We start from the raw sequence: 22955 nt of genomic DNA, 5'->3' as shown, positions 1-22955 counted from the left end.
TACATTTTACACCCGACATTGTACAAATTAATTTCTTAATGGTTTTCCGTTCTGTAGCATGTATTGGATTCTCTCAAGAGTTTTTCTCTCCCCACAAAGCTGAAGGAAGGTTTCTCTTTCAAGGTTCAACAGATACTGTTCTGTTACCACTGTGGGTTCAGATAGATTTCCACCTACCATTACATTTGCTAGTTTATCAGCAATTTTCTTATCGTGTGCAGAAATGAAATTTCCGGTTAACATCTGGTCTGTTCCTACGTAGAACATTCCTAATGCATCTTTACCAAGAACTTTTACTTTCTGTTCGATAGGTTGGGTATATCCTTGTTCTGCTAATAATTTTGCTACTTTTTTAGCTTCCGCTATCTGTCTGTTTTTGCTTACGGAAACAATGTCTTTCCCTTTTTCAAGGATTCCCATATCGTAGGCTTCATAAGCTGAAGTTGCTACTTTACCCATTGCGATATTCATGAAAGCATCACGAAGTCTGTTATTTTTAACATCATCGTTGTGGAATTCTCTGGAAGTTCTTAAAGTCAATTCTTTAGTACCACCACCGCCAGGAATTACTCCAACTCCTGTTTCAACAAGTCCGATATAGGTTTCTGCAGCAGCAACCACTCGGTCGGCATGCATTGTCATTTCACATCCTCCACCAAGAGTCATTCCGTGAGGAGCAACGACTACAGGGATAGAAGAGTAGCGTACTCTCATCATTGATTTCTGGAAGTAAGCGATGGCCATATTCAAATCATCCCAATCCTGCTCGATAGCCATCATAAGGATCATAGCAAGGTTGGCACCTACGGAGAAGTTAGCTCCCTGGTTTCCTACAACCAATCCGTCGTATTCTTTTTCTGCTAAATCAATTGCTCTGTTTAATCCGTCAAGAACTTCGCCTCCAAGAGAGTTCATTTTTGAACGGATCTCGAAGTTGATGATACCATCTCCTAAATCTTCAATAGCAGCCCCTGAATTACTCCAAAGGGTTTTGTTTTTTCTGATGTTATCTAAGATGATGAATGCATCCTGGCCTGGGATTTTGTTGTATTCTCCTGAATTTTTATCCACATAAATACTTTGTCCTTCGTCATTAACTTTATAGAAAGTCTCTACATTTTTCACCCAGTCTGAAACTTCATATCCAGCATCTTTTGCCAGTTCTATACCTTTTTGAACGCCTACAGCATCCCAGATCTCAAATGGTCCGTTTTCCCATCCGAAACCAGCTCTCATGGCATCGTCAATTTTATAAACTTCATCAGAAATTTCAGGAACTTTATGAGACACATAAGCGAATAATGCCCCTAAAGATTTTCTGTATAATTCGCCGGCTTTATCTTTACCGCCGATCAGAACTTTGAATCTGTCAATTGGTTTATCGATAGCTTTTGTTAATTCCAGAGTAGGGAATGATGATTTTCCTTGAAGTTCATATTCCAAAGTATCAAGGTTTAATCCGTGAATTTCAGATTTTCCTTCTGCATTTTTCACTTTTTTATAGAAACCTTGTTCTGTTTTTGAGCCCAGCCATTTATTATCCATCATTTTCTGGATATAAGGAGGAAGGGCAAATACATCATTGAAGTCGTTCGCTTCTGCACCGCTTTGACGAACGCCGTTGGCTACCATTACCAGAGTATCAAGACCTACAACATCAGCTGTTCTGAATGTTGCTGATTTTGGACGGCCGATTACAGGACCTGTTAATTTATCAACATCAGAAACGGTAAGTCCTAGTTTCTGTACATTATGAAGAAGATCCATCATAGAGAATACACCGATTCTATTGGCGATGAAAGCAGGAGTATCTTTAGCTAAAACTGTTGTTTTACCTAAGAATTTTGCTCCGTAATTCATATAGAAATCGATAATTTCAGGAGCAGTATCATTGGTTGGAATAATCTCCAAAAGAGGAAGATATCTTACCGGATTAAAGAAGTGCGTTCCTGCAAAGTATTTTTTGAAATCCTCGCTTCTTCCTTCTGTAAGGAAATGAATAGGAATACCGGATGTATTAGAAGAAATTAATGTTCCCGGTTTTCTGAACTGTTCAATTTTTTCATATACAGACTTTTTGATATCAAGTCTTTCTACTACTACTTCAATGATCCAGTCAGTGTTTTTTATTTTCTGCAAATCATCATCGAAGTTTCCGATGGTAATTCTGTCTGCAAACTTTGGTGAATAAAGAAGTGCAGGACTTGCTTTTTTAAGTTTTTCAAAGTTTTCGGAAGCAATTCTGTTTCTTACTACCTTGTCATCTTTGGTCAAACCTTTTTTTTGTTCAGCTTCAGTAAGTTCGAAAGGAACAATATCCAAGAGTGATACTTCAACGCCGATATTGGCGAAGTGAGCAGCGATACCGCTTCCCATAATCCCTGAACCAAGAACCGTTACATGTTTGATTCTTCTTTTCATATGTAAATTTTTATTTGTATAAGATTATATGAACCCGAAGGTTTCATCATAATTTATTTTCTGTTATTTAATAATTCGTTTGCTATTTTCATGATTTCAGTCATCACGTCTTTAAAAGCATCCAGCTTTTCGGGGGCAATTTTTTCCATTACCTTTTTGTTGAAATTCACAACAACTTCCTTAGACATGTTTCTTGAGTTGAGTCCTTTATCCGTAAGTTTGATGATAACCTCTCTTTTATCAGTGGTTGTTTTTTCCTTATAGATATATCCGTTATCTTCCAGAAGTTTGATAATTCTGGTTAAAGAAGTAGGCTCAATAGCCATTTTTGGACCCAAATTGGTACTTCGGGTTCCTTCTTTGGGATCAATTTTAAGAAGAGTAAGGGCTTGCACCGCTGTGGAATCATGTTCCTGGGCTAATTCTGTGTACATTTTAGAAACAGCCAACCAGGTCTGCTTTAAAATTAAATCTACGTTTTCTATTTTTTCCTTATTATTATCCATCATTTTTGCGCCAATGGTTTTACCCAAATTTAATAAATATTATGCATGCATAATATTTATTAACGTTAAATTTTGTTAATAACCTGGAAATAAACGGATTAAATTGTATGATTAGCATAATACTATGCATGCATAGTATATGGAATAATCAAAGAAAACGTAGTATTAATGAATGTTTTGGATTAAATTGATGATTTCTTCAAAAGATTCACATTGATAGGTAGCGGAATCTTTAGTAATAACCCAAAAAGTGTTCTGAAACTTGAAATTAATGTCAGAGAGGTCTTTTTGGAAGTTTTTTTGAAGCAGAGAATACAGCATTTCCTTGTGAAATTGCGGTGCTGAGATAAAAGGTGGAATAAAGGTCTCGTTGAATTGAAATAACGAGGCGTTGGTAAGTTCATCATGCTGAAGCAAAATATCCTCCACAATCCCTGAATACAAATGGTTTTCCTTTACATACCATATTTTATCGGCAAACTCTTTGGCCAGCCGCCAGTCATGGGAAGAAAACAGAATAAGTTTGTTCTGTTCTTTAGCAAGTTTTCTTAAGGTTTTTAGAATAATGATTTTATTTTTTTCATCCAGATGGGTAGTCGGTTCATCCAGAATGATGATAGGAGAATTCTGGGTAATCGCCCGCCCGATAAATGCTTTTTGAAGATTTCCGTCTGACAGGTTTTTCAGGAGGGTGTATCTGTATTGATTTAAATCCAGTTCCTCAATAATATGAGCAACTTCTTCACGGTCTTCTTTTTTTAATTCAAAATAAAAAGGGTAGTAGATATATTTTCCCAGAGAAATTAGATCCTCAACCGTATAATGCTGTGGAATAACCGATTTTGAAAAGACAATGGCAATATTTTCCGCCACTTCTTTTACAGAAAGATGCTTTATATTTTTTCCGCCAATAGAAATCTCCCCATTGAGTAATGGGAGCTGATGGAGAATAGATTTGATTAATGTTGTTTTTCCCACCCCATTATTACCAATCAGCAGACCTACATCACCGAGCTTTAAATCTGCATTGGCATTGGAGATTAATGGAGTATTGTAGCCGATATTTGCCTGATTGATCTGTAGGTGCATGTTTTTGTTGGTTATACGCGAAGGTGCAAATTGTTTTACAAAAATAATGTTTTAAGGCGCAAGGAATTTGACTTTGTCAAATTTTTATCCCGTTTATTTTATAAGTTGTTTACAATTCTTGTGACACCGTTTTTGAAAACATCAGATTGAAAATTGAGAAGTATTCCTAATTTGCAGTTTGACATTTTTAAATAGGTTAATAGCTGAGCTTTATGAGCAGGGCTAATGTAATCAACGGTTTTTATTTCTAAAATCACTTTGTTTTCAATCATCAGGTCAAGTTTAAAAGCATTGTCTATTTTCAAATCTTCATAAATGATGGGAAGAAGCTTTTGCTTTTCTACTAAAAATCCTGATCTTGTTAATTCATAGTACATGCATTCTTCATAGACATGTTCAGACAATCCTGCTCCAAGTTTTCTATGAATTTTTAATCCCTTTTCAAAAACAATTTTTGATATTTCATTTTCTGTCATTTGTGGTGTTTTGTTGAACTTAAATATATGAATTGTTGGATAAATAATTTGTAATTAATATAAGATGTTGGATAAACGCAAAGGCGCAGAGATTTATCAGCCATGCGTATATTTTAAGGCGCAGGAAAATCAAAGATTTTCGGCAAGGGGTTGTGGTAATTTTTGTTTGAAATATTTAAAATATGCGTTGTTTAATTTTATCGGAGATAAAATCTTTGCGTCTTAAAAATATGTAGATTTTAAAAGTTTCTTGCGCCTTTGCGTTTTCCAACAAAAAGATCTAAACCTTATTCTGCTTTAAAAGCATCATCAGAATCACAGGAATTCCAAATACGGAGCTTATTACATTCAGAGGGATCTGTGTTTTTTCTGCAATAACTGAGAAAAACAGCATAATCAGTATTCCCAGAAACATATTAAGAATCCATTGCTGCCATAATTTTGAAGGATTATAAACGAGTCTGCAAAAGTGAGGGACAATGATTCCAATAAACAGAATAGGCCCTAGAAATGCCGTAACAGAGGCTGAAAGTAGGGAAGAGGCTACTATTATTAAGAGTTTCAGTTGCTTCAGGTTTACTCCTAAACTTTGTGCATAGGAATTGCCGAGAGAATTTCCAATAAGTGGTTTTATAGCCCTGAAACAAATAAACATTCCCATTAAAACCAATATAAGCAGTACATAAATCTGATTTCTCGTTACCATATTATTCGCTCCGAAAGACCATAAAATATAGTTTTTCAGGCTTTGATTTTCTGCGTAAAACTGAAGTAGTGATACAATAGCTCCGGCAAAGGCAGAAACCAGAAATCCGAAAATAATAAGATACGATTTGTCCTGAAATCTATTAGACATTGAAAGCAGTATCAACATTAACAGTAAGCTTCCTCCAATAGCAGATAAGCTAAGAAAACTATTTTGTAAAAATTCAGGAAGGAAAATGTTATGGGAAAAGAAAATGTAAAAGGCAACCGATAAGCTGGCAACCGAAGTGATTCCTAATATATCAGGTCCTGCCAGCGGATTTTGAAAATATTCCTGCATCAGAAAACCAGAGGTAGGAATTGAAATTCCGGCCAGCATCATAACCAGAACACGGTTGATACGGATTTCTGCAATTTGATTATGGGCAGAGTCCTGAAAGAAATCCTGGAAGCTTAAATGTAAAAATCCTGTGTTCAGATTAATGACAGCGCTTGCAATAATGACAATCACGAATAATAAACACAGGATTTTAAATCTTTTTGACATGATTCAGAAAGAGTTCAGTCTATTTTATTTTAGGAAAGAATCGATTTTTGAATTCAATACATCTTCTGTCATCATTCCCAGATATTCATCGGTTTTATCTCCTTTTCTCATGAAAGTAAAAGGAATAGAACCTCCATCCCATTGCTTGAAGTTGTTATGGAAAAAGTTTTGATCCAATTTTTGTCCATCCAGTAAGATAATGCTGCCTCCCAATTTGTTTTCAGTAGCAAAGTTTTTAACAGCACCTTCCCAATCTGCCTTTTCATCAAGATTTACGAAAGTGAACTTTACAGGTTTTCCTTTTAATTCTTCCATTTTACTTTTAAAACTTGGAATCTCTCTCATACATGGACCGCACCAGGTGGCAAAAAAATTGGTTACATATAGAGTATCATTGTTTTTTGCTAAATGCCGGCTTACATTTTCAGGAGAAAATTCTTTGGGAATGGCTGCACTTCCTTCATTTCCTGTATTTTGAGATACGGAAACAGAGTCTGCAGTTACAGTGTTTTCAGTTTTCTGACCTTCTTTTTTACAGCTGTACAATGCAGTAAGAAGTAACGTGGATAAAATTATCTTCTTCATAAATTATTTTTTATCTATTTTTGAATTGAAGTTATGGAACAACAAATCTATAAAGGGAAACTGATACAGTTTCATCCGTTAAAAATAGCGAAAAAGGAAGAGCTGACCAAAAATACTTTTTCTCTGGAGTTTGATATTCCTGAGAATTTAAAGGAAAATTTCAGGTTTGAAGCAGGGCAGTTCGTCAGCATACGATTTCAATCACATGGGGAAGAGGTTATTAATGATTATTCAATGACTTCAGCTCCTTATGAAGGTAAAATCTGTCTGGGGATCAAAATAAATTCTGCTGAAGGCGCGACTTCTCAGTTATTTCAAAACTATAATACAGGTGATGAACTGTGGGTGAGTGAACCTGCAGGAAGGTTTACCATTGTATCTAAACCCAGTGAATTCAGGACTATTGTAGCTTTTGCTGCTGGGATAGGAATTACTCCTATTTTGAGCCACTTTAAAAATATTCTTCACAATGAACCCCGAACAAGATTGTTTTTATTTTTTGGAAATAAAAGTTCAGAAGATCTCGTTTATCGTGAGCAGTTGGATAATCTTGCCAGAACATGTGATGACAGACTTCAGATATTTTATTTTTTCTCACAGGAAAAAACTGCAGATCAGTTTTTCTACGGCAGGCTGGACGAAAAAAAATTACATCTTATCATCAATCAGATCCTTCATTTGGATGATACAGATGAAGAATCTACCATTTGGGATGCTGTAGATGAAGTATTGATCTGTGGAAAAGGAGAAATGATCAAGACATTGGCCAACGCATGCTACCACCACGGAATTCCGAAAAAGAATATTCATTTTGAACTTTTTGAAGAATTTAATGATGATATTTATCCTGTAGAAAAAGAATTTCCTCTGATTGAAAATATAGAAGTGGAATTTACCATGCTGGGAAAAAAATATACGACACATCTTGCTGATAATAAGGATAAAATCCTTCAGCAGCTTCTTATTCAGAAATTTCCGGTTCCTTATTCATGTAAGTCAGGAATCTGTGGAAGTTGTGAATGTTCTTTAGAGGAAGGAGAAGTGGAACTGTTGGAAAATGAGTATCTTACCGAAAAAGAAGAAGAGCAGGGGCATATATTGGCTTGCATGTCTATAGTGAAAAGTAAAAAAATAAAGCTTAACTTTGATCTTAGTTGAGAGTCATTAGGAACATATTTAACCTGGGTTTTATATCATTGGAATTAGGAATTCTGATGATATGTTTCTGTAATGTGTGGGTTTTCGGGCTTACCAACGGGAGAACCTATACTAAAATCTCAAAAATTCCCCCAAGAGAAATAGCACTCGTTCTGGGCACATCTCCAAAAATGAGATCCGGAAAATCGAATCCTTATTTTACGAAAAGAATGGATGCCGCTGCGCTTCTTTATCATCACGGGAAAATCAAAAAGATTATCGTGAGTGGAGAGAAGAGTAAGGGGTATAATGAGCCGGGTGCCATGAAGAATTATCTGGTTAATCAGGAAGGCGTTCCGGAAGATATTATTGTAGAAGATCCGAAAGGCTTTAATACCTATAAAAGTATTCTCCGTTGTAAGGATGTTTATAAAAAGAAAAATGTCATTATCGTCTCCCAGGGATACCACAATCTAAGGGCATTGTTTTTTGCCAGAAATAATGATATGAATGCGTTGGGATTTGATGCGCAGGATGTCACAAAACCTGAGAGCTTCTACAGAAACCAGACGAGGGAAATCCTCGCCCGTGTGATTGCTGTAGTGTATTTTATTTTGGGTGTTTCTCCGGATTAGAAAGGATATCCGAACGCTATATTAACTGTTGGTTTGAAAGGCTGGATGTTTTTGAACCTCCATCGGTCACCTTCAGGTTTATTCGGGTCATAGATCTTGTATGCAAGGTCAATTCTTGCTGTTACATAGGCAATATTTAACCTTAGTCCGAAACCACTTCCGATACCCACCTGTTTCCAGAACTTACCGAATTTAAATTCATCTCCATACCCATCATTATAATTACGAAGACTCCATGTATTTCCGATATCAGTAAATAATGCTCCTTCATACGTTTTATTGAATGGAATTCTGTATTCAATATTGGTTGTAAGCTTTAAGTTATCGGTCATATAGGTACGTACTCTCTCATCCACCTGAGAATCAGCAGGACCTAACCCTCCAAAGGCTACCCATGCCCTGATATCATTGGAACCTCCATTGAAATAAGACTTGATGATTGGCATATCCTGAGAGTTTCCGTACGGTATTCCGACCCCGATAAACTGACGTAATACCAATGTCTGGTTTCCGTTAAACTTGAAATATTTTCTTGTATCAATATCAAATTTTACAAACTGTGCATAGGGCAGTCCGAAAATAGTTCCTTGCGGACCTGTAACAATACCTCCGCCGTTATCTTTTTTATTGAATATACTTAAGATGTTACCCGCAAGCTCCACTTTTCCGTTAAAATAAAAGGCATTTGGATATTCTTTCTTTCCAATTTCACTATAAACAAAATTGTAGATCATGGAAGAAATAAGAACATCCTGCGTCTGTCTGTCTTTGTTCACCAATGTTCCGGTAAATGCGGTTAAAAGATCTCTTCCCTGTTGATTGAGACTTCCACGGTAAGCGTCATTCTCAATGATTTTTTTAGAAACCTCATCTACACTCAGCTTTCCATCTCTATAATCTTGTCCGGTTTGCGCGGTTTCTGGGTTAAACATAAAATAATTCCCGAAAACCTCATCTTTTACTCTTCCGTCATTCACAAAGTAGTCATAGTAAGCATCTTTGTTTTTTGTCAGGCTGACCTGAGTATTGAATAAAGTAAGCTTATGATATACCTGATCATTAACACTTGCCTGGTAGTTTAATCCCGTGTTAAAAATCAATCTTCCCAAACCGATATTGTTCTGTATGGATGCCCCAAGCAAAATAGATGATGTAGGCGTATATCGTTTTGGAATAAACTTATAATAATTAAAAGGAAGCAGCAGTCTGGGGAAGTTCAGGGATGCCTGAGCTGATATTTCGTATGCCGCAACTCTTTTACTGATATCTTTTGTACTTCTGATAGAACCAAATGTCCCTGAAAGGCTGGTAGAAAGGTTTTCTGCTCCTCTGAAGACATTTCGGGTGGTAAGGTCAACAGAAGGAGAAATCCCCAGATTTAAAACCTGAGAATAATTGATATCTGTCCCCACTTTAAGCTCATACTTCGGAAGGGGTTTCAGTACATATAGCACATCAACAATACTGTCGTTAGGAGAAGTCATTCCACCTTGTCTCAGAGAATCTCTTGCTTTAACGATGCTAAAGTTATTCATCGCTAAAATGTTTCTCTTGGTTACATCCAGTTTCGTTTGGTCAAAAACTTTTTTACTGTCCGGAATAATAGCCCTCCATATTGATGACAGTTTGTATTTATCATTCATCGTATGGAATCTTATTCTCCTTAAGCTGTCTTTCTTTGTATTTTTAGGATAATCGCCCGGTTCATCCACAATAGCAACGTCAATATTTCCAAAAGTGGCTATCTTATAAGGAGTATCCAGAGAGTCTTTATGAATTTCCAGGGTTAAAGGAACCTGTTTTCTGCTTTTAAGAGAATCGGCCACAAAATAAACCTCATCATTGGAGGCATTGAATCTATAGAAACCAAATTCTCTCATCAGGTCGGTAATTCTGGTTACTTCTCTTTCCAGAACAGTCTGATCAAGAATCTGTCCTGATCTCACAAGGCTTCTGTTCAGGTTATAGTTGTAATATCCTTTGATCCCCTGATCCGGAATATTATAGAAATAATCCTTGATGCGTGTAGGCTCGTTATGTTTGATAGAATAATTAACAGATGCCTTTTTGGACGCGGAATCCAATGTGTGTTTAAAGTTTACATCAGCATCCCAAAATCCTCTGTAGGTAAGCCTTTTCTTAATAGACTCCGCACTTTTTTCACTTCTTGTCTGATCAAGAATTACCGGTGGTGTTCCCCAATTGTGCAGTAAACGATCGAAAAGAAGACTTTTTCCGACACTGCTTTTCATATTATATTTAAGGAATAAAGAGTCTCTCAGTTTCTGATTTCTCATCTCACCGGGATAGGTCATATATTCATTAAGTATTGTATCGTATTTCGTATCCGCCATATTGTAGAGCAGTAAACTCAATGGCATGAAAAGAAATTGCTTCTTGTTAGGCTTTTGCTGAATGTAATCTTTCAGTTCTTCATCGAAAAATTCTCTCTTATCCTGGAACTCTAAACTGTTCTTGGTAAGCAGATATTCGCCTTCCGGAACTTTTTTTGTTGTACTACAAGCATAAAGGAGACCAACAAATGTTGCAAATGAGATAATTTTATAATATTTTTGAGGAGAATTCTTATAATGCTTACAGCTCATACAATAAAAGTTTTACAATCTTTAGATAAAAAGAAGTTCAGACAAAAATACAATTTGTTTTTGGTTGAAGGTAATAAAATCATTTGTGAACTTTTTAATTCTAACATTAAAGTTAAAGAAATATTGTCAACCGATCCACAAAAATTGGACCGTACTGATACTCTTGTGACCCATATCTCTGAAAATGAATTAAAAAAAATTAGTTTTCTTAAAACACCAAAAGATTCTGTAGCGGTATGCTATCTTGCAGAAGAAGAAAAATGGGAAGATAAGAAGATACAGCTGGTTTTGGATGGGATACAGGATCCCGGAAATTTAGGAACGATAATACGTCTGGCAGACTGGTTCGGAATTGAACAGATTATCTGTAGTGAAGATACGGTAGATGTATACAATCCGAAAGTAATTCAGGCAACAATGGGTTCTTTTACCAGAGTGAATGTCGTTTATACTGATCTTGTGGAATATCTTTCTTCAACAGAAAATGTAAACATAGGAACAGATATGGAAGGGGAGAACATCTATACTTTTGAGAAACCGGAAAAGATGAATCTTATTTTGGGGAATGAAGGAAACGGAATGAGACCGGAAACGGAAAAGCTGTTACAAAAAAGTATAAGCATTCCGAGGTTTGGAAAATCCCAGTCTACGGAAAGCCTGAATGTATCTATGGCGGCCGGGATTATTTTAGGGCAGTTATTTTCAAAATAAGAAGTTAGAAACTAGAGGTTAGAATTGAGTATAAACTACTGATGAGTATACGCTAACTTCTAGTTTCTAGCCTCTAACATTTATATAAGTTGTTCCATACTTGAAACACTTTTGTTTTTCTGATAGACCTCCATTTTTTTTCTGACATATTTCAGCGCAATAGGAGCAAGGTAGATCAATGCTGCGCCAATCAGTTTTTTCTTCCAGTTGGAGCTTTTCATATTCTTTTTGGCATAGTTTCCTACGATCGCAGTAACACCAAGCTTAACAAGGCTGTCTGTAATATTTCCCCCCTTGAAAGCAGAGCTGGCAATTCCTACAGCCGTATTTTTATTAATCAGTAAATCTTTTACCTCTGAGGTAAGTTGTTTCGCAATGACATCCTTTCTCAGAACTACTTTTTCATCACCGTCTTCATCTACTTTTTCCTGAAGATACTGGTCACTTAAGCCATTGGTAAATGCACTTAGGCTTTCCTTCGTGTTTTTGAAGGTAAGAAGATTCTCCAGATCACTTATTTCACCTTGAAGCAGTTTTTTCTTTCTTCTTAATTCTTCTATGCTCTCGTATTTTCTGCCCATAGTTTAATGATTTAAAAATTTAATAACCTGATCTGCAACAGTGTTGACAATTTTACCTTTGAAGGCAATAACGAATGCCATTACCAACGCATAAAATCCAGCAACAATTAAGAATCCATATGAGTAATTATCCAGTGCTTTTCCAATAAGGAAAGCAATTCCAAAATTGAAAAGGATAATAAAAAAAGCAAAAGCAACAAGTAATACTACAAAGTAAGTAATGAGCCCAGCAGAAAGAGACGACTTTTCAGTCGCTTCAATTTTCAGAAGATCTATTCTCTTGGAGGCGTATTCTTTAATAGTTTCTATCATTGTTTTTTTTTAAAGTTACAAAAAAAGGAACTTTCGCACAAAAGTTCCTTTCCGTAATTTACTTAAAAAGATAAATTACTTATTTTATTTTTTCAGATCATTCAGTTCCGCTTCTACATCTTTTGCCAAATCTGCAGTTTTGGAAACAATCTGATCTTTGTATTTATCATATCCGTCTTTCACAGTATGTGCTACGCTGTTTGCAGTTTCTTTGAAAGTAGAAGAAATATTGCTGTACTGGTCTTTCATTTTTTCAGAAACCTCTCCGTATTTATCTTTAGCCTGATCTTTAAGATCATTTGCTTTATTTTTAATTTTTTTTCTGGTTTCTTTACCTTCTTCCGGTGCGTATAACATTCCTAAGATTACACCTGCCGCAGCACCTGCAAGAAGTCCTGCCAATATACCTGCTGTATTATTTCCTTTTCTAGACATTTTAAGTTTTTTAATAATTAATAATAGATTAGTTTTTACAGTAATAAAACTTGCAATTTGTATACCAAAGGAGGCCTGATGCCTATTAAAAATTGTTAAATCTTTTCGATGTGAGATAAAATAAGTTCTATGGTTTCTTCTTTGGTTAATTCAGAATTGTCAATCACGATAGCATCGTCAGCCTGCTTTAATGGGGCTATTTCACGCTCACTGTCGATCTTGTCGCGTTCTATAAGGTTTTGCTTTACCTGTTCTTTATCGGCTTCTATTCCCAGGCCTTTCAGTTCTAAAAACCTTCTGTTGGTTCTTTCATCAATACTGGCAGTCAGGAAGAATTTATAGTCCGCATTTGGCAGAACTACTGTCCCAATGTCACGTCCGTCCATAATTACGCCGCCTTTCTCTGCCAAAGTGCGCTGTGACTGCAGCAAAAAGTCTCTTACTTCTTTCTGTTTGGCAACAAGGCTTACGTTGTCAGATACGATATTAGTACGGATTTCTTTAGAGATATCTGTGTCATTCAGGAAAAGAATAAGGGTTCCGTTGTTGTTTTTAAATTCAAGTCTGATCTGATCAAAAGAAGAAAATAATGTATTCAGATCAATTTCACCATTTTCATTCAGACAGCGCTGCAGAGCGTACCAGGTAACTCCTCTGTAAAGTGCTCCTGTATCCATATGAATAAGTCCCAATTTATCAGCAATGATTTTAGAGATAGAACTTTTTCCGGTAGACGAGTACCCATCGATAGCAATTACAGGTTTTTTCATACTGCAAATTTCAAGATTTTTTTTAAAAAATCAAGAGGAAGTAAGAAATTTTCGGAATAATTAAAAAAATCAGTTGAAAAGATTACTCTCCTCTGTGGCTGGAAAGATCCATGGAAATTCCTATCTGGTTGACATTTGAAGAGTTGTGATACCTTACGTGGGCATAATCAATACGGAATCTGGAAATTTTAATTCCAAATCCTGCAGAAAGTCCTGAAAAGTTTCTCTGATCTGCAACAGCCAGCTCATTTCCTCTTTTCACATTATAACCCAATCGGATATTGAAGTTCTTTTCCGGAAACAATTCTGCTCCCAATGAAAAGTGGTCTGCAATTTTTCTTCCGGTTTTTACTTCCTGTCCATCCAGATTATATTCTGAAGAAATATCAAATTTCTGAAGATCATGTGCTGTAATGGTGATTGCAAGAGGGAAGTTCTTGATAATTTTGGTATATCCCAGATCAACTCTGAACGGAAGGTTTTCTCTTGTTCCGTTGAATGATTTCAGCTGGAAACCAAAGTTTCTCATCACCAGGGAAAGTACTTCTTTGGTCTTTTTATTATGATAGGTAACTCCCGCTGTTCCTGAGATGGCGGAAGAAGTATAGTTGTCAATTTTTGAGGTAACGAAATTAAGACCTCCACCAATCGTCCAGTCTTCTTCAAACTGGTAAGCATAGCCTGCGCCAATGGCTACATCTGAAGCTTTGAATTCTCCGTTTTCGAAACCGCTTTCGTCAGTCCTCGGAATACTTCCATAGCTCATATACCTAGCATTGATGGTAGCCATGTGGCCATTCTCAAAGTCTTTGGCATAAGCGATAGTTCCGTATTTCGAATCGGCAAGGTAAGCCGTTGCGTTTACAGAAAGCTGTTTATCAGAATCTTTGTTTAACAGGGCAGGGTTTGCAATAGCAAAGGAAACATCATAATCTCTTATCGAAATTGCATCGCCACCCAAAGCAGCCTGTCTTGCAGATACAGGCACATTTAAGAACGGATAAACATTTGTTCCTGTTTGCGCATAAGAAACAATTCCTGATAGAAATAATGAAAAAATGATAATTTTCTTCAACTCAATTTATAATTAATGCAAAAATAATCCTTTTTCGTACTTTTCAAAATATTTCTTACATTATTTCTATTTAAATATTTTTCTTTTATCAATATTTTTAATGATTATATTTGCAAAATCAAATTCTGGGGAAACCAGTACTAATAAAAAGTTACTAAAAATAAAAGATGAAATATAAAAGAATCCTTCTGAAACTAAGCGGTGAGGCATTAATGGGGAACAGACAATACGGTATTGACAACGATAGACTGCAGGAATATGCTGCTGAGATCAAAAAAGTAGTTGATAAAGGATGTGAAGTTGCCATCGTAATTGGAGGAGGAAATATTTTCCGTGGTGTAGCAGGAGCTGCCAAAGGAATGGACAGAGTGCAGGGAGACTATATGGGAATGCTGGCAACTGTTATCAATGGGATGGCCTTGCAGGGAGCATTGGAAGATGCAGGAATCAAGACCAGACTTCAGTCTGCTATCGAAATGGATAAAGTGGCTGAACCTTTCATCAAAAGAAGAGCTGTAAGACACCTTGAAAAAGGTAGAGTAGTAATCTTCGGAGCGGGAACAGGAAACCCTTATTTTACTACAGATACCGCTGCTACATTAAGAGCCATCGAAATTGGAGCTGATGTCATCCTGAAAGGAACAAGAGTAGACGGAATCTATGACAGTGATCCTGAAAAGAATGTTAATGCAGTAAAATACAATTCATTATCGTTTGATGAAGTATTCGAGAAAAATCTTAAAGTAATGGATATGACTGCATTTACTTTAAGCCACGAAAATAAGTTGCCAATCATTGTATTCGATATGAACAAGGATGGAAATTTAGAAAAAATCGTAGACGGAGAAAATGTAGGTACTTTGGTTGATTTATAATCAATGTAACCCCTGAAAATATAAAAACACCTGTTGCAATAATTATTGTGACAGGTGTTTTCTTTTTAACACTAATCTTAATTATTTATCCACACTGGCATTTTGCGTGGCATTTTCTTTTTCAACCAAAACATAACGGGAAGAAATCCACCCAATGATCTGATCTATTATCTTAAGAATCATCTCCAATTCCGTAACAGCAGTTACTCCAGGTACCAGTTTCAGATCTGGTTTTGGTAATGGCTGTGTTAAAATAAGACCATTCACTTGTGGATTAGACCCTGCCGCAGGAATACCATTATACATTCCCACATGCTGTACGGATAACTGAAGCATATAGTCTTGCAAAGACTCAGGCGGTGTTTTGATGCTAATCGAGGAGGCACTTGAGTGTTGAAGTTGCCCCGGAAGCGATTGGTTCTGTATTCTTGTATAGCTGGCTCCTGAATTTGAAGAATCACTAATTGCCATCTTTTGTAAAGCGTTTAATAAAGCAGCCGTCATATAAGTAGGGGCCTGACCATAAATAGTTGCGATTTTTGCCAGTTCCGATACCGGCCATGCATGGGGAACAACGTCCAGATCATTCCAGTGCATGGTATTCCAGCTTTGGTAAGTGCCTGTCTGTTGCTGCCACCCTGAAGGCAATGGCGGGAATTTACTGTTGAACAGATTGGCAAATGCAGCCTCACCGGGAGTTGGTCCGGCAGTAGGATATACAAGCGTTATCCCGAAAGCATCCAGATCTTTATTCTCTTTCAAATAAAGGGCAAGGGTAGGAGATAATGCTCCGGCAAGGCTATGTCCACAAAATATGATGGCTGTATTCGGGTCCGGATTTAAGCTGGCAATAAACTGTTGCAGTGTGGTATTAGGTGAAGCGGCAGATTGAGGACTTGTAAGCCCCAGCAGTATACCAATTCCGGTAGCAGTCCCTTTTGAAATATAAGGATCTGTACCATTATAAGATGACGGAGCGAAATTGGAAGGGTTATAAGTGGTCCAGTTGACCACTTCTGAAACTGAAAAATCTTCTGTTTCCCAATCGTAAAGTGATGAAGGATTGGTAGCAGCAATAGCTACAACATAAGTAGGCAATGTAGGTCCTCCGGGAAATGCGACAGCATTAGACTTAACGACATATAATGCATTATCTGCAACTCCGGTAGGAACTCCCTTTTCATTTTTCTCTTCGATCAGGGCTGGCCCCCAGACCAAATCCCAGCTTCCTAATTCCGATACGGCTGAAGGATTAGCTATGGAAGGTGTTTTCTGATCCATTATTTTAACCGGAGGAACATTGCTAAAATAATAGGATAAATCATACTGAAGCTGTTGCTGCAGCTGGATACCAAAACCGTTGTAGCCTCCGGCACGGTTGGCAAGACCTGCCATACCGAAAACTTGTTGATAGGCATCTAATGATGGATTTGTCATGATGTGATGGGTTTAAATTAGTTTTAAATTTTTAGTTCATAAGAAAATGTCTTCTTTGAGACTTTCTGTTTGCCTTCCAGATATTATACTCAAATACCTGCTAATGTTCTGTTTAAAAGACATAGTAAAGGAAGCTAGAAAAAATGAAATCACACTAAGTAGAAATAACCAAAATATTCGGTAGGTGTTTGTACCCGAAGTTTTTGCTTTTGTTGAGTTTTTAGGTAAAAACAAATTTCTTGTTTCAAAGAAAAGGCAAGTACACAAAATCATGTTGGAAATAGCTATTATTCGAAAACAATCATTATTGTGAAATAGTGATCTGGATGTTGAGACGGTCATAGAAAGAGACGCCAGTTTCCAGCAAAAAAATGAAAAAATTACACATAACTATTTGTTGTTCAAAAGTAAATCACTATATTAGAGATAGATGATGTTTTTATGATAGTGAAATATGTAGTAAGGAAACAACAGCATGATGATTGGATGGTAATGTGCGGATATGATTACAAAGAAATCTTATTTTCAGAATTAGAAGAAAGTAAAAAGCAAGGTTGGGAATTTGTTCGAAAAAAGATATTTCTGATTACTGACTTCTGTGATTTTTATAGTACCTCAAATAGATCTGATAGATTAGCAATAATTGGTATTACCGTAGGCTTATTAGCTGTAGTAATTTCTATTATCGGGCTATTTAAATAACAGCCTTCTCTTTGAAAGGGCTTTTTGTTATATTTGTAGAAAAGCTAAAAAAATCATGCTTGAAAATATAACTATCTCACCTGAATTAATCAGAGGTCTTTCTACTGGTGTGGGAGGTGCTATTATATCTGGTCTAGCAGTTCATTTTATTGAACAAGCCAAACATAGAAGATTAAAAAAGGATAATAAAAGGCTTGTTGAAGAAACTGAAAAAATAAAAGCTAACTTTAATATACAATTGGAAGAGCTAAAGAAGGACCATGAGTTAGATATATCGAAAAGAAAGTATCAGTATGAAAGCAAAAAGGCTTCTTATGTAGGCTTTTTTCAGAAATTAGACCAATTAAATTCAGAGATTGGATTGAAGAGTGCGGTGAAAATGCAGGAAATGACACAAAAATTTACCGAAAGCTGTCTCAATTCGAAGTCAGATGAGGAGTACAATAGAGGAATACAGGAGTATCAATTATCCATTCAATCTATCTTATCTGAGTCGCATCAAGATATCAATAAACTTAAGCATGAGACATCAGAGATTAAATTGCATGCTAGCGATCAAATAATTGAAGGACTTAATAAATATGAATTAGTATATGAGAGAATAATGAAGGAAAGTAACTTGCTAATTCAGCAAATGCCATCAATTATTTTATCAGGCGATTCAAATTTAATGACCTTAAATCAACAAAATTTAATACGGGAAGCCGAGGAAGCTGAAATAATAAAACAAGAACTTATCAAAAATATGAGACAAGAGTTGAAAGAAATTTAATTGTAATAGTCTCTTATGCGGAAGCTATAATAGTTGACCGAATCAAGCATTTATGTGTTCCAAATGTAGATACATTACGACTTCTCCCTTTTCAGTATGCCAAGACCTTCTTTTAATGTTTACAAATTGGCTTTTACCATTGTTTTCGCAATAGGCTTTGTAGATAAGTTTTTGATTTTGATCCATAAAGTCAATAATATCAACAAAATCCCCAACTAAGGGAGGTGTTGGAAAATCAATTGCTTCAATTACAATCTCTAACTCATTAATAATTGTAGATAATAACACTATTTTCATATTATTAGTTTTAATTTGATAATTTTTTATTTTAAAGTTAATTCTTTTTCTTTAAGTGCGAAGAAAAGGTTTTGGATTTGATGGACTAGGTAAAATAATAGCAGATGATTATGCTTGGTATAATACAAAAGGAAAAAACTTATTCAAAAATATCAACGTTTTCACAAAATACAGAATGCAGTCTTACCAGAATATGGAAATAATCATTATTTTTGCAGCACTGAATAGTAAAAAATAATTTAAAACAGTAAGAAAACCCTGATGTTTACAGTATTTTTTGGTTTAATTAGTTGATATTCAGTTGAATTAATAGATGTGTAATTTATCAAAAATAAGACGCGTTTTGTAACCCTCACAAATACAGGTGATTACAAAATACCACAAACGTAAGTAGTAAATTACAGTAAAGTATTCTAATTCTCAACGCCTGCAAGCTCTAATAAATTTTTAATTTATATGGGAGATTTAGAAATTAGAATTTACACTCCTAAAGACGAAAAAGGAGACTATTATGTATATTTATATAATACTGACACACAAAAGGTGGTCAAGAAGTATTATAAAGGAATAAACATATCCCCAGATCCTGAAGATCGTTTATCCGCTGCTGAAGATTTAGCGAAAGCTGTAAGTATTCAACTAAAGACAGGGTGGAGGCCAAAGAAGAAAAGCTCTCTTCCGGAATACTCTGTAGAAAAATTGAAAATTGGTAATGCTCTTGAAAAGGCATTAGAGTTAATTTCCGCAAAAGGTCTTTCTCCAGATACTTTAGACAACTATAAATCAACCGTACGTATTGTAAATGAAGAGATCATCAAGTTGGGATGGGATAAAGAACCTTTATCAGATCTTAAAGCATTTCACGTGGAGACTATTTTAGAAAAGTTGAAAACGGAGAGATCCTGGGGAAATACTTATTTTAATTTTAAAAAAAACAATCTCAGCTCTCTTTTCGGAATTTTAAAAAAGAAACAATACATCAAGGAAAATATAATTTCAGATATTGGATCTTTAAAAAGAGATAAGAAAAGACCCTACATTCCTTTGACCCCAAAGGAGCAGACAAAAGTTGTTAAGCATTTCAATAAAGTTTTACCAAACTATAATATCTGGTTAAAGACATTATATCATACTGGATTACGGCCAAAAGAGGTAAGGCTAATGAAATGTTCAATGATAAGATTAGGAGGTGGAGACAGGGATTTATTGGTTTTACCTCCGGAGATAATCAAAACTGATAGGAAAAGGATAATCCCAATTCCTGAGGATTTAAGGAAAGATTTTGCATTGATGGATTTATCAAATCCTGATTATTATGTTTTTGGTCGAACACGTAAATACGATTGTTTTTCGCATGATGATTTTAAACCAAGCCCACATATTTTAGGAATAAATACTGCCAGTTACGTTTGGAAAAATGAAGTAATGATAAAGCTAGGAATTAATAAGCATATGTATTCGAATAAGCACAAAAAAGCAAATGATAGTATTGAGGATGGTGTAAGTCTTGAAGCAGTACAAAAGCTGTTTGGCCACACAACTCCGATAACCACTGAAATCTATGCTCAAATACTAGAACTGACTAATTTTAGAGCAATCAAGGAAAAAGCAAGGGACTTTAAATAATTCTTTTTTGTTTATTGTATAGGTAGTTAAACAGGTATTATGAACTCCGATATCAAAAAAATTAGTACATTTGAGATGTGGAAGAAAAAGGATACATAGAGATCATAATTGATAATTTTGATGAGTCAATGACTCCAAAAGATCTAGATATTAATGATATAAAAGCATTAATAAGCGATCTTGAAATGTTTCTATACCCTACCAGAGAAGAAAAAGCATCTCGCCCACATATTGCTTATGACTTACAAAAAGGATCAGCAAAAAATGTCTTTTTTATGCCTATTTCAACGGTTATTTTATTTAATGGACTAACTTCTGAAATATCCAAAAGAAATGATATTTCATTTATGGATTTAAAGCGCCAGGAAATTATTGACAAAATTCAAAAAAAGGCAATTAAAGATGATCTCATCTTTAAATTTAAGAGTTCACAATCTCCTGAAGAATCACTGGTAATCGATTCTAATACAAATTTTAAAATGTTGATGCCCGCTTTTTATGAAAGTGAGTTTTATCTTTATGGAGAGGTATATCAACAAGGAGGTAAGAATCCAAATCTCCATATCACTACAAAGAATTATGGTAATCTGACGGTTTCAGCTTCAAGAGATCAAATTGCAAACGGTGATCAAAAGACTTATAAAATATTTGGACTAAAGGTAAAAGGTAAGAAAAACATAAATGATGGTAAGCTTTCAGATCTTAAACTATTACAAATTCTTACATATGAGCCTGAATTTAATTTTGAGATCTTAAAAAATGCGATTGAAAAAGCATCTACAAACTTAAGTAAGATTAAAGATCTTGATAAGTGGATAAACGATTTAAAAGTTGATGGATTATGAAAGATATAGAGAGTGTATTGCTAGATAATTCTTTTGTCATGCGACTTTTGAAATCTGATGATGAATTTCATGAGCAAACAGTAGAATATTACCGTTATTTTATCGAGAAAAATATTGTAATGTACTTGTCAACAATAGTTATCAGTGAATATGCTGTTGCTGATGATCCCCAAAATTTGTTAATGCTTAAATCTTTTCAAATCTTGGAGTTTGACTATGGTGATGCGAAAGTTGCTGGCGAATATTACACATTTTTAAAGGATATTCAAGATACTAGAGAAAATATCGAAAGAAAAGTAATAATAAATGATCTAAAACTTTTAGGACAGATTAAAAATAGGGAAATAGATGCATTTATTTCTAAGGATCGAAAATGTTATAATAAAATGATATTACCATTGCAAACCCATATGGATCTAAAAGTGAAATTTATTGACTTAAGTATCCCCTTAAGAGATTATTTAGGAACCTTATTTTGATTTAAATACACAGTCCCCAATACCCGGGTTTTCTATATCTGTACAATTTTTATTCTTAATCCGAGTTCCTTAGCAATGTTTATCATGCTTAAAGTACCTTTACTTTTATTATCCCAAAAAGCAATGAGAGCATCTGCGTATTCTGCCATTTGTCGGTTACGGAGTGGGCCGGCCTTGGGTCCTAAATCCCAATTGGCTGTAAATTTCGAAAGCTTGTATCCACTATCAACAGCATATCTTTCTCCAAGAAAGTCAGCTCCTCTGGCTCCTCCGGAAACTATTTCGATTTCATGATAGTTTTGCAAATAGTAATCACACCGTTCCTTAAGCAAAGAATAGTCTTCAAATGTTCTGGTTCCGGCAATAATCACCTTAAACATCTTATATCATTATAGGACGGACGTGTTATTTTATTCTAAACTTGTTTCTAGCTTGGATTTCAAATGTCATTTTCTTTTTGCTAAGCGTAACATTTTCATCAATCATCAGTTTTTCTAATGCAATTTGCTCATAGATGACTTCCAACTCTTTTAAAAGTTTCTCTTTTTTGACAATGAGTTTATTGAGTTTATAAGTCATTCTATTTTGTTCTTAATTCCAAATCAAATATAAAAAACAAAAACGTAACATGTAATAAAAACGGTTTTTAAAAATTTTATTATTAAAGTAATGTATTAGGTTGTGTGTTTTAAATTGCAATAAATCAAATCATTAAATAAATTTGTTTTGTTTAAATGGTTTATATGAAAAGACAGCCTGAATTTGACTTACAGAAATGTGTGTGTGCTTACTTAAGAGCAGTACATCCCTCAGTATTTTTTATGTCTGACACCATTGCAAGTCTAAAGCTGACAAAGTTTCAGGCAGTACGAAATTCTCAGATTCAGAAACCGGGATTTAAAACTCCGGATCCACTCATTTTCTTGCCAAAAGGAAATTACCACGGATTATTCATTGAGTTGAAAATAGAGTCCCCATACAAGCAGAATGGTGAACTGAAAAGCAATAAGCATATCCAGGAGCAGAGCGAGACAATTTCAAGACTTAAGGAACTTGGATACTATGCGGAGTTCCAGTGGGATTTCAACAGGATAGTAAAATTAATAGAATGGTACTTAAAACTTCCAGAGCATGCGAATTGATACTACGAAGACTCCCTGCAGCAAATACATGTATACAAACGAAAGGGAAGCGCAGTCCATTATTACTAAGTGCAAATCTGCCAGCAGTAGGAGTAATATTCCCAAGAGAAAGTACTACTGCAGAGAATGCGGTGGATGGCATGTCACAAGTCAAAAGAACAAATCAAAGTTTCAATAGTATGAAAAGTG

Annotated in this window: 26 protein-coding genes; 10 read left to right on the top strand and 16 right to left on the bottom strand. The window is 35.3% G+C overall.

Annotation, left to right across the window (positions count from 1 at the left end; translation table 11 throughout):
• Window positions 1-27 precede the first annotated feature (27 nt).
• The 6 genes from ODR02_RS09170 to ODR02_RS09145 form a co-directional block, all read right to left on the bottom strand.
• Window positions 28-2421, bottom strand: coding sequence for a 3-hydroxyacyl-CoA dehydrogenase/enoyl-CoA hydratase family protein (locus ODR02_RS09170; RefSeq protein ID WP_309512235.1), 2394 nt, complete (start codon window positions 2419-2421; stop codon window positions 28-30).
• A gap of 53 nt (window positions 2422-2474) precedes the next feature.
• On the bottom strand, window positions 2475-2927 hold the full coding sequence (locus ODR02_RS09165) for a MarR family winged helix-turn-helix transcriptional regulator (protein ID WP_034694513.1): 453 nt from the start codon (window positions 2925-2927) through the stop codon (window positions 2475-2477).
• A gap of 165 nt (window positions 2928-3092) precedes the next feature.
• The gene (locus tag ODR02_RS09160; protein ID WP_309512234.1) at window positions 3093-4016 is read right to left on the bottom strand and encodes an ABC transporter ATP-binding protein; all 924 of its coding nucleotides are present in this window, start codon (window positions 4014-4016) and stop codon (window positions 3093-3095) included.
• A 98-nt stretch (window positions 4017-4114) separates the two neighbouring features.
• A complete protein-coding gene (locus ODR02_RS09155) occupies window positions 4115-4492 on the bottom strand; it encodes a GxxExxY protein (protein WP_309512233.1) in 378 nt (125 codons plus the stop codon).
• A gap of 280 nt (window positions 4493-4772) precedes the next feature.
• The gene (locus ODR02_RS09150; protein WP_309512232.1) at window positions 4773-5744 is read right to left on the bottom strand and encodes an iron ABC transporter permease; all 972 of its coding nucleotides are present in this window, start codon (window positions 5742-5744) and stop codon (window positions 4773-4775) included.
• Between the two features lie 24 nt (window positions 5745-5768).
• Window positions 5769-6329, bottom strand: coding sequence for a TlpA family protein disulfide reductase (locus ODR02_RS09145; RefSeq protein ID WP_309512231.1), 561 nt, complete (start codon window positions 6327-6329; stop codon window positions 5769-5771).
• A gap of 33 nt (window positions 6330-6362) precedes the next feature.
• Between ODR02_RS09145 and ODR02_RS09140 the strand changes: the two genes are divergently transcribed.
• Both ODR02_RS09140 and ODR02_RS09135 read left to right on the top strand, forming a co-directional pair.
• Window positions 6363-7487: a ferredoxin--NADP reductase gene (locus tag ODR02_RS09140; protein WP_309512230.1), complete on the top strand. Its 1125-nt coding sequence runs from the start codon at window positions 6363-6365 to the stop codon at window positions 7485-7487.
• Window positions 7488-7543: 56 nt separating this feature from the next.
• Entirely contained in the window at window positions 7544-8101 is a 558-nt protein-coding gene (locus ODR02_RS09135) for a SanA/YdcF family protein (protein ID WP_408915355.1), read from the top strand.
• Here ODR02_RS09135 and tamL read toward each other — a convergent pair.
• Window positions 8098-10707, bottom strand: a complete 2610-nt coding sequence (tamL, locus tag ODR02_RS09130; protein WP_309512229.1) for a translocation and assembly module lipoprotein TamL — start codon at window positions 10705-10707, stop codon at window positions 8098-8100. The genes ODR02_RS09135 and tamL overlap by 4 nt on opposite strands.
• Here tamL and ODR02_RS09125 point away from each other — a divergent pair.
• Window positions 10693-11418, top strand: coding sequence for a TrmH family RNA methyltransferase (locus ODR02_RS09125; protein ID WP_209784644.1), 726 nt, complete (start codon window positions 10693-10695; stop codon window positions 11416-11418). The genes tamL and ODR02_RS09125 overlap by 15 nt on opposite strands.
• A gap of 80 nt (window positions 11419-11498) precedes the next feature.
• Here the strand turns inward: ODR02_RS09125 and ODR02_RS09120 are convergent, their stop codons facing one another.
• The 5 genes from ODR02_RS09120 to porQ form a co-directional block, all read right to left on the bottom strand.
• Complete coding sequence (locus tag ODR02_RS09120; RefSeq protein ID WP_209784643.1) at window positions 11499-11999, bottom strand: phosphoribosyl-ATP pyrophosphatase; 501 nt, start codon at window positions 11997-11999, stop codon at window positions 11499-11501.
• A gap of 3 nt (window positions 12000-12002) precedes the next feature.
• Complete coding sequence (locus ODR02_RS09115) at window positions 12003-12311, bottom strand: phage holin family protein (RefSeq protein ID WP_209784642.1); 309 nt, start codon at window positions 12309-12311, stop codon at window positions 12003-12005.
• An 84-nt stretch (window positions 12312-12395) separates the two neighbouring features.
• Window positions 12396-12746: a YtxH domain-containing protein gene (locus ODR02_RS09110; RefSeq protein ID WP_105682525.1), complete on the bottom strand. Its 351-nt coding sequence runs from the start codon at window positions 12744-12746 to the stop codon at window positions 12396-12398.
• A gap of 95 nt (window positions 12747-12841) precedes the next feature.
• Window positions 12842-13516 (bottom strand): (d)CMP kinase, encoded by a 675-nt coding sequence (gene cmk / locus ODR02_RS09105; RefSeq protein ID WP_105682524.1) that lies wholly within the window; start codon window positions 13514-13516, stop codon window positions 12842-12844.
• Window positions 13517-13598: 82 nt separating this feature from the next.
• Window positions 13599-14591 carry a type IX secretion system protein PorQ gene (porQ, locus tag ODR02_RS09100; protein WP_209784640.1) on the bottom strand — a complete coding sequence of 331 codons (993 nt, stop codon included), beginning with the start codon at window positions 14589-14591 and terminating at the stop codon, window positions 13599-13601.
• A 167-nt stretch (window positions 14592-14758) separates the two neighbouring features.
• On the opposite strand from porQ, the gene pyrH reads away from it, so the two are divergent.
• On the top strand, window positions 14759-15466 hold the full coding sequence (pyrH, locus tag ODR02_RS09095; protein ID WP_105682522.1) for a UMP kinase: 708 nt from the start codon (window positions 14759-14761) through the stop codon (window positions 15464-15466).
• A gap of 81 nt (window positions 15467-15547) precedes the next feature.
• Here pyrH and ODR02_RS09090 read toward each other — a convergent pair whose 3' ends face one another.
• Window positions 15548-16903, bottom strand: a complete 1356-nt coding sequence (locus ODR02_RS09090) for a lipase family protein (protein ID WP_309512228.1) — start codon at window positions 16901-16903, stop codon at window positions 15548-15550.
• 441 nt (window positions 16904-17344) lie between these two features.
• Here ODR02_RS09090 and ODR02_RS09085 point away from each other — a divergent pair, with 441 nt between their 5' ends.
• A complete protein-coding gene (locus tag ODR02_RS09085) occupies window positions 17345-17605 on the top strand; it encodes a hypothetical protein (RefSeq protein ID WP_331835347.1) in 261 nt (86 codons plus the stop codon).
• A 55-nt stretch (window positions 17606-17660) separates the two neighbouring features.
• On the top strand, window positions 17661-18377 hold the full coding sequence (locus ODR02_RS09080; RefSeq protein WP_309512227.1) for a hypothetical protein: 717 nt from the start codon (window positions 17661-17663) through the stop codon (window positions 18375-18377).
• A gap of 42 nt (window positions 18378-18419) precedes the next feature.
• Here ODR02_RS09080 and ODR02_RS09075 read toward each other — a convergent pair whose 3' ends face one another.
• On the bottom strand, window positions 18420-18674 hold the full coding sequence (locus tag ODR02_RS09075; protein WP_309512226.1) for a hypothetical protein: 255 nt from the start codon (window positions 18672-18674) through the stop codon (window positions 18420-18422).
• Between the two features lie 456 nt (window positions 18675-19130).
• Here ODR02_RS09075 and ODR02_RS09070 point away from each other — a divergent pair, with 456 nt between their 5' ends.
• The 3 genes from ODR02_RS09070 (at window position 19131) to ODR02_RS09060 (ending at window position 21624) form a co-directional block, all read left to right on the top strand.
• Window positions 19131-20300, top strand: a complete 1170-nt coding sequence (locus ODR02_RS09070) for a tyrosine-type recombinase/integrase (protein WP_309512224.1) — start codon at window positions 19131-19133, stop codon at window positions 20298-20300.
• Window positions 20301-20377: 77 nt separating this feature from the next.
• Window positions 20378-21145, top strand: coding sequence for a hypothetical protein (locus tag ODR02_RS09065; protein ID WP_309512223.1), 768 nt, complete (start codon window positions 20378-20380; stop codon window positions 21143-21145).
• Entirely contained in the window at window positions 21142-21624 is a 483-nt protein-coding gene (locus tag ODR02_RS09060; protein WP_309512222.1) for a hypothetical protein, read from the top strand. Before ODR02_RS09065 ends, ODR02_RS09060 begins: the two co-directional genes overlap by 4 nt.
• 32 nt (window positions 21625-21656) lie before the next feature.
• Here ODR02_RS09060 and ODR02_RS09055 read toward each other — a convergent pair whose 3' ends face one another.
• Both ODR02_RS09055 and ODR02_RS09050 read right to left on the bottom strand, forming a co-directional pair.
• The gene (locus ODR02_RS09055; protein ID WP_309512221.1) at window positions 21657-22004 is read right to left on the bottom strand and encodes a DUF2493 domain-containing protein; all 348 of its coding nucleotides are present in this window, start codon (window positions 22002-22004) and stop codon (window positions 21657-21659) included.
• 25 nt (window positions 22005-22029) lie between these two features.
• Window positions 22030-22203 (bottom strand): hypothetical protein, encoded by a 174-nt coding sequence (locus tag ODR02_RS09050; RefSeq protein WP_309512220.1) that lies wholly within the window; start codon window positions 22201-22203, stop codon window positions 22030-22032.
• Between the two features lie 164 nt (window positions 22204-22367).
• Here ODR02_RS09050 and ODR02_RS09045 point away from each other — a divergent pair, with 164 nt between their 5' ends.
• Complete coding sequence (locus tag ODR02_RS09045) at window positions 22368-22766, top strand: hypothetical protein (protein ID WP_309512219.1); 399 nt, start codon at window positions 22368-22370, stop codon at window positions 22764-22766.
• Window positions 22767-22955 lie beyond the last annotated feature (189 nt).

It is taken from the genome of Chryseobacterium sp. CFS2 (assembly GCF_036543225.1).
Taxonomy (GTDB): domain Bacteria; phylum Bacteroidota; class Bacteroidia; order Flavobacteriales; family Weeksellaceae; genus Chryseobacterium; species Chryseobacterium culicis_A.
Note: the sequence above shows the minus strand (reverse complement) of the source record. Positions and strands in the feature narration are given on the sequence as shown.

Coding starts and splice junctions, on each gene's coding strand:
- ODR02_RS09160 (WP_309512234.1), bottom strand. CDS start 4,016: ATGCACCTACAGATCAATCAGGCAAATATCGGCTACAATACTCCATTA.
- ODR02_RS09140 (WP_309512230.1), top strand. CDS start 6,363: ATGGAACAACAAATCTATAAAGGGAAACTGATACAGTTTCATCCGTTA.
- ODR02_RS09150 (WP_309512232.1), bottom strand. CDS start 5,744: ATGTCAAAAAGATTTAAAATCCTGTGTTTATTATTCGTGATTGTCATT.
- ODR02_RS09115 (WP_209784642.1), bottom strand. CDS start 12,311: ATGATAGAAACTATTAAAGAATACGCCTCCAAGAGAATAGATCTTCTG.
- ODR02_RS09135 (WP_408915355.1), top strand. CDS start 7,544: ATGATATGTTTCTGTAATGTGTGGGTTTTCGGGCTTACCAACGGGAGA.
- ODR02_RS09070 (WP_309512224.1), top strand. CDS start 19,131: ATGGGAGATTTAGAAATTAGAATTTACACTCCTAAAGACGAAAAAGGA.
- ODR02_RS09045 (WP_309512219.1), top strand. CDS start 22,368: ATGAAAAGACAGCCTGAATTTGACTTACAGAAATGTGTGTGTGCTTAC.
- ODR02_RS09090 (WP_309512228.1), bottom strand. CDS start 16,903: ATGACAAATCCATCATTAGATGCCTATCAACAAGTTTTCGGTATGGCA.
- ODR02_RS09110 (WP_105682525.1), bottom strand. CDS start 12,746: ATGTCTAGAAAAGGAAATAATACAGCAGGTATATTGGCAGGACTTCTT.
- ODR02_RS09080 (WP_309512227.1), top strand. CDS start 17,661: ATGCTTGAAAATATAACTATCTCACCTGAATTAATCAGAGGTCTTTCT.
- pyrH (WP_105682522.1), top strand. CDS start 14,759: ATGAAATATAAAAGAATCCTTCTGAAACTAAGCGGTGAGGCATTAATG.
- ODR02_RS09055 (WP_309512221.1), bottom strand. CDS start 22,004: ATGTTTAAGGTGATTATTGCCGGAACCAGAACATTTGAAGACTATTCT.
- ODR02_RS09050 (WP_309512220.1), bottom strand. CDS start 22,203: ATGACTTATAAACTCAATAAACTCATTGTCAAAAAAGAGAAACTTTTA.
- ODR02_RS09125 (WP_209784644.1), top strand. CDS start 10,693: ATGCTTACAGCTCATACAATAAAAGTTTTACAATCTTTAGATAAAAAG.
- tamL (WP_309512229.1), bottom strand. CDS start 10,707: ATGAGCTGTAAGCATTATAAGAATTCTCCTCAAAAATATTATAAAATT.
- ODR02_RS09170 (WP_309512235.1), bottom strand. CDS start 2,421: ATGAAAAGAAGAATCAAACATGTAACGGTTCTTGGTTCAGGGATTATG.
- ODR02_RS09120 (WP_209784643.1), bottom strand. CDS start 11,999: ATGGGCAGAAAATACGAGAGCATAGAAGAATTAAGAAGAAAGAAAAAA.
- ODR02_RS09060 (WP_309512222.1), top strand. CDS start 21,142: ATGAAAGATATAGAGAGTGTATTGCTAGATAATTCTTTTGTCATGCGA.
- ODR02_RS09075 (WP_309512226.1), bottom strand. CDS start 18,674: ATGAAAATAGTGTTATTATCTACAATTATTAATGAGTTAGAGATTGTA.
- ODR02_RS09165 (WP_034694513.1), bottom strand. CDS start 2,927: ATGGATAATAATAAGGAAAAAATAGAAAACGTAGATTTAATTTTAAAG.
- ODR02_RS09085 (WP_331835347.1), top strand. CDS start 17,345: ATGATAGTGAAATATGTAGTAAGGAAACAACAGCATGATGATTGGATG.
- ODR02_RS09145 (WP_309512231.1), bottom strand. CDS start 6,329: ATGAAGAAGATAATTTTATCCACGTTACTTCTTACTGCATTGTACAGC.
- cmk (WP_105682524.1), bottom strand. CDS start 13,516: ATGAAAAAACCTGTAATTGCTATCGATGGGTACTCGTCTACCGGAAAA.
- ODR02_RS09155 (WP_309512233.1), bottom strand. CDS start 4,492: ATGACAGAAAATGAAATATCAAAAATTGTTTTTGAAAAGGGATTAAAA.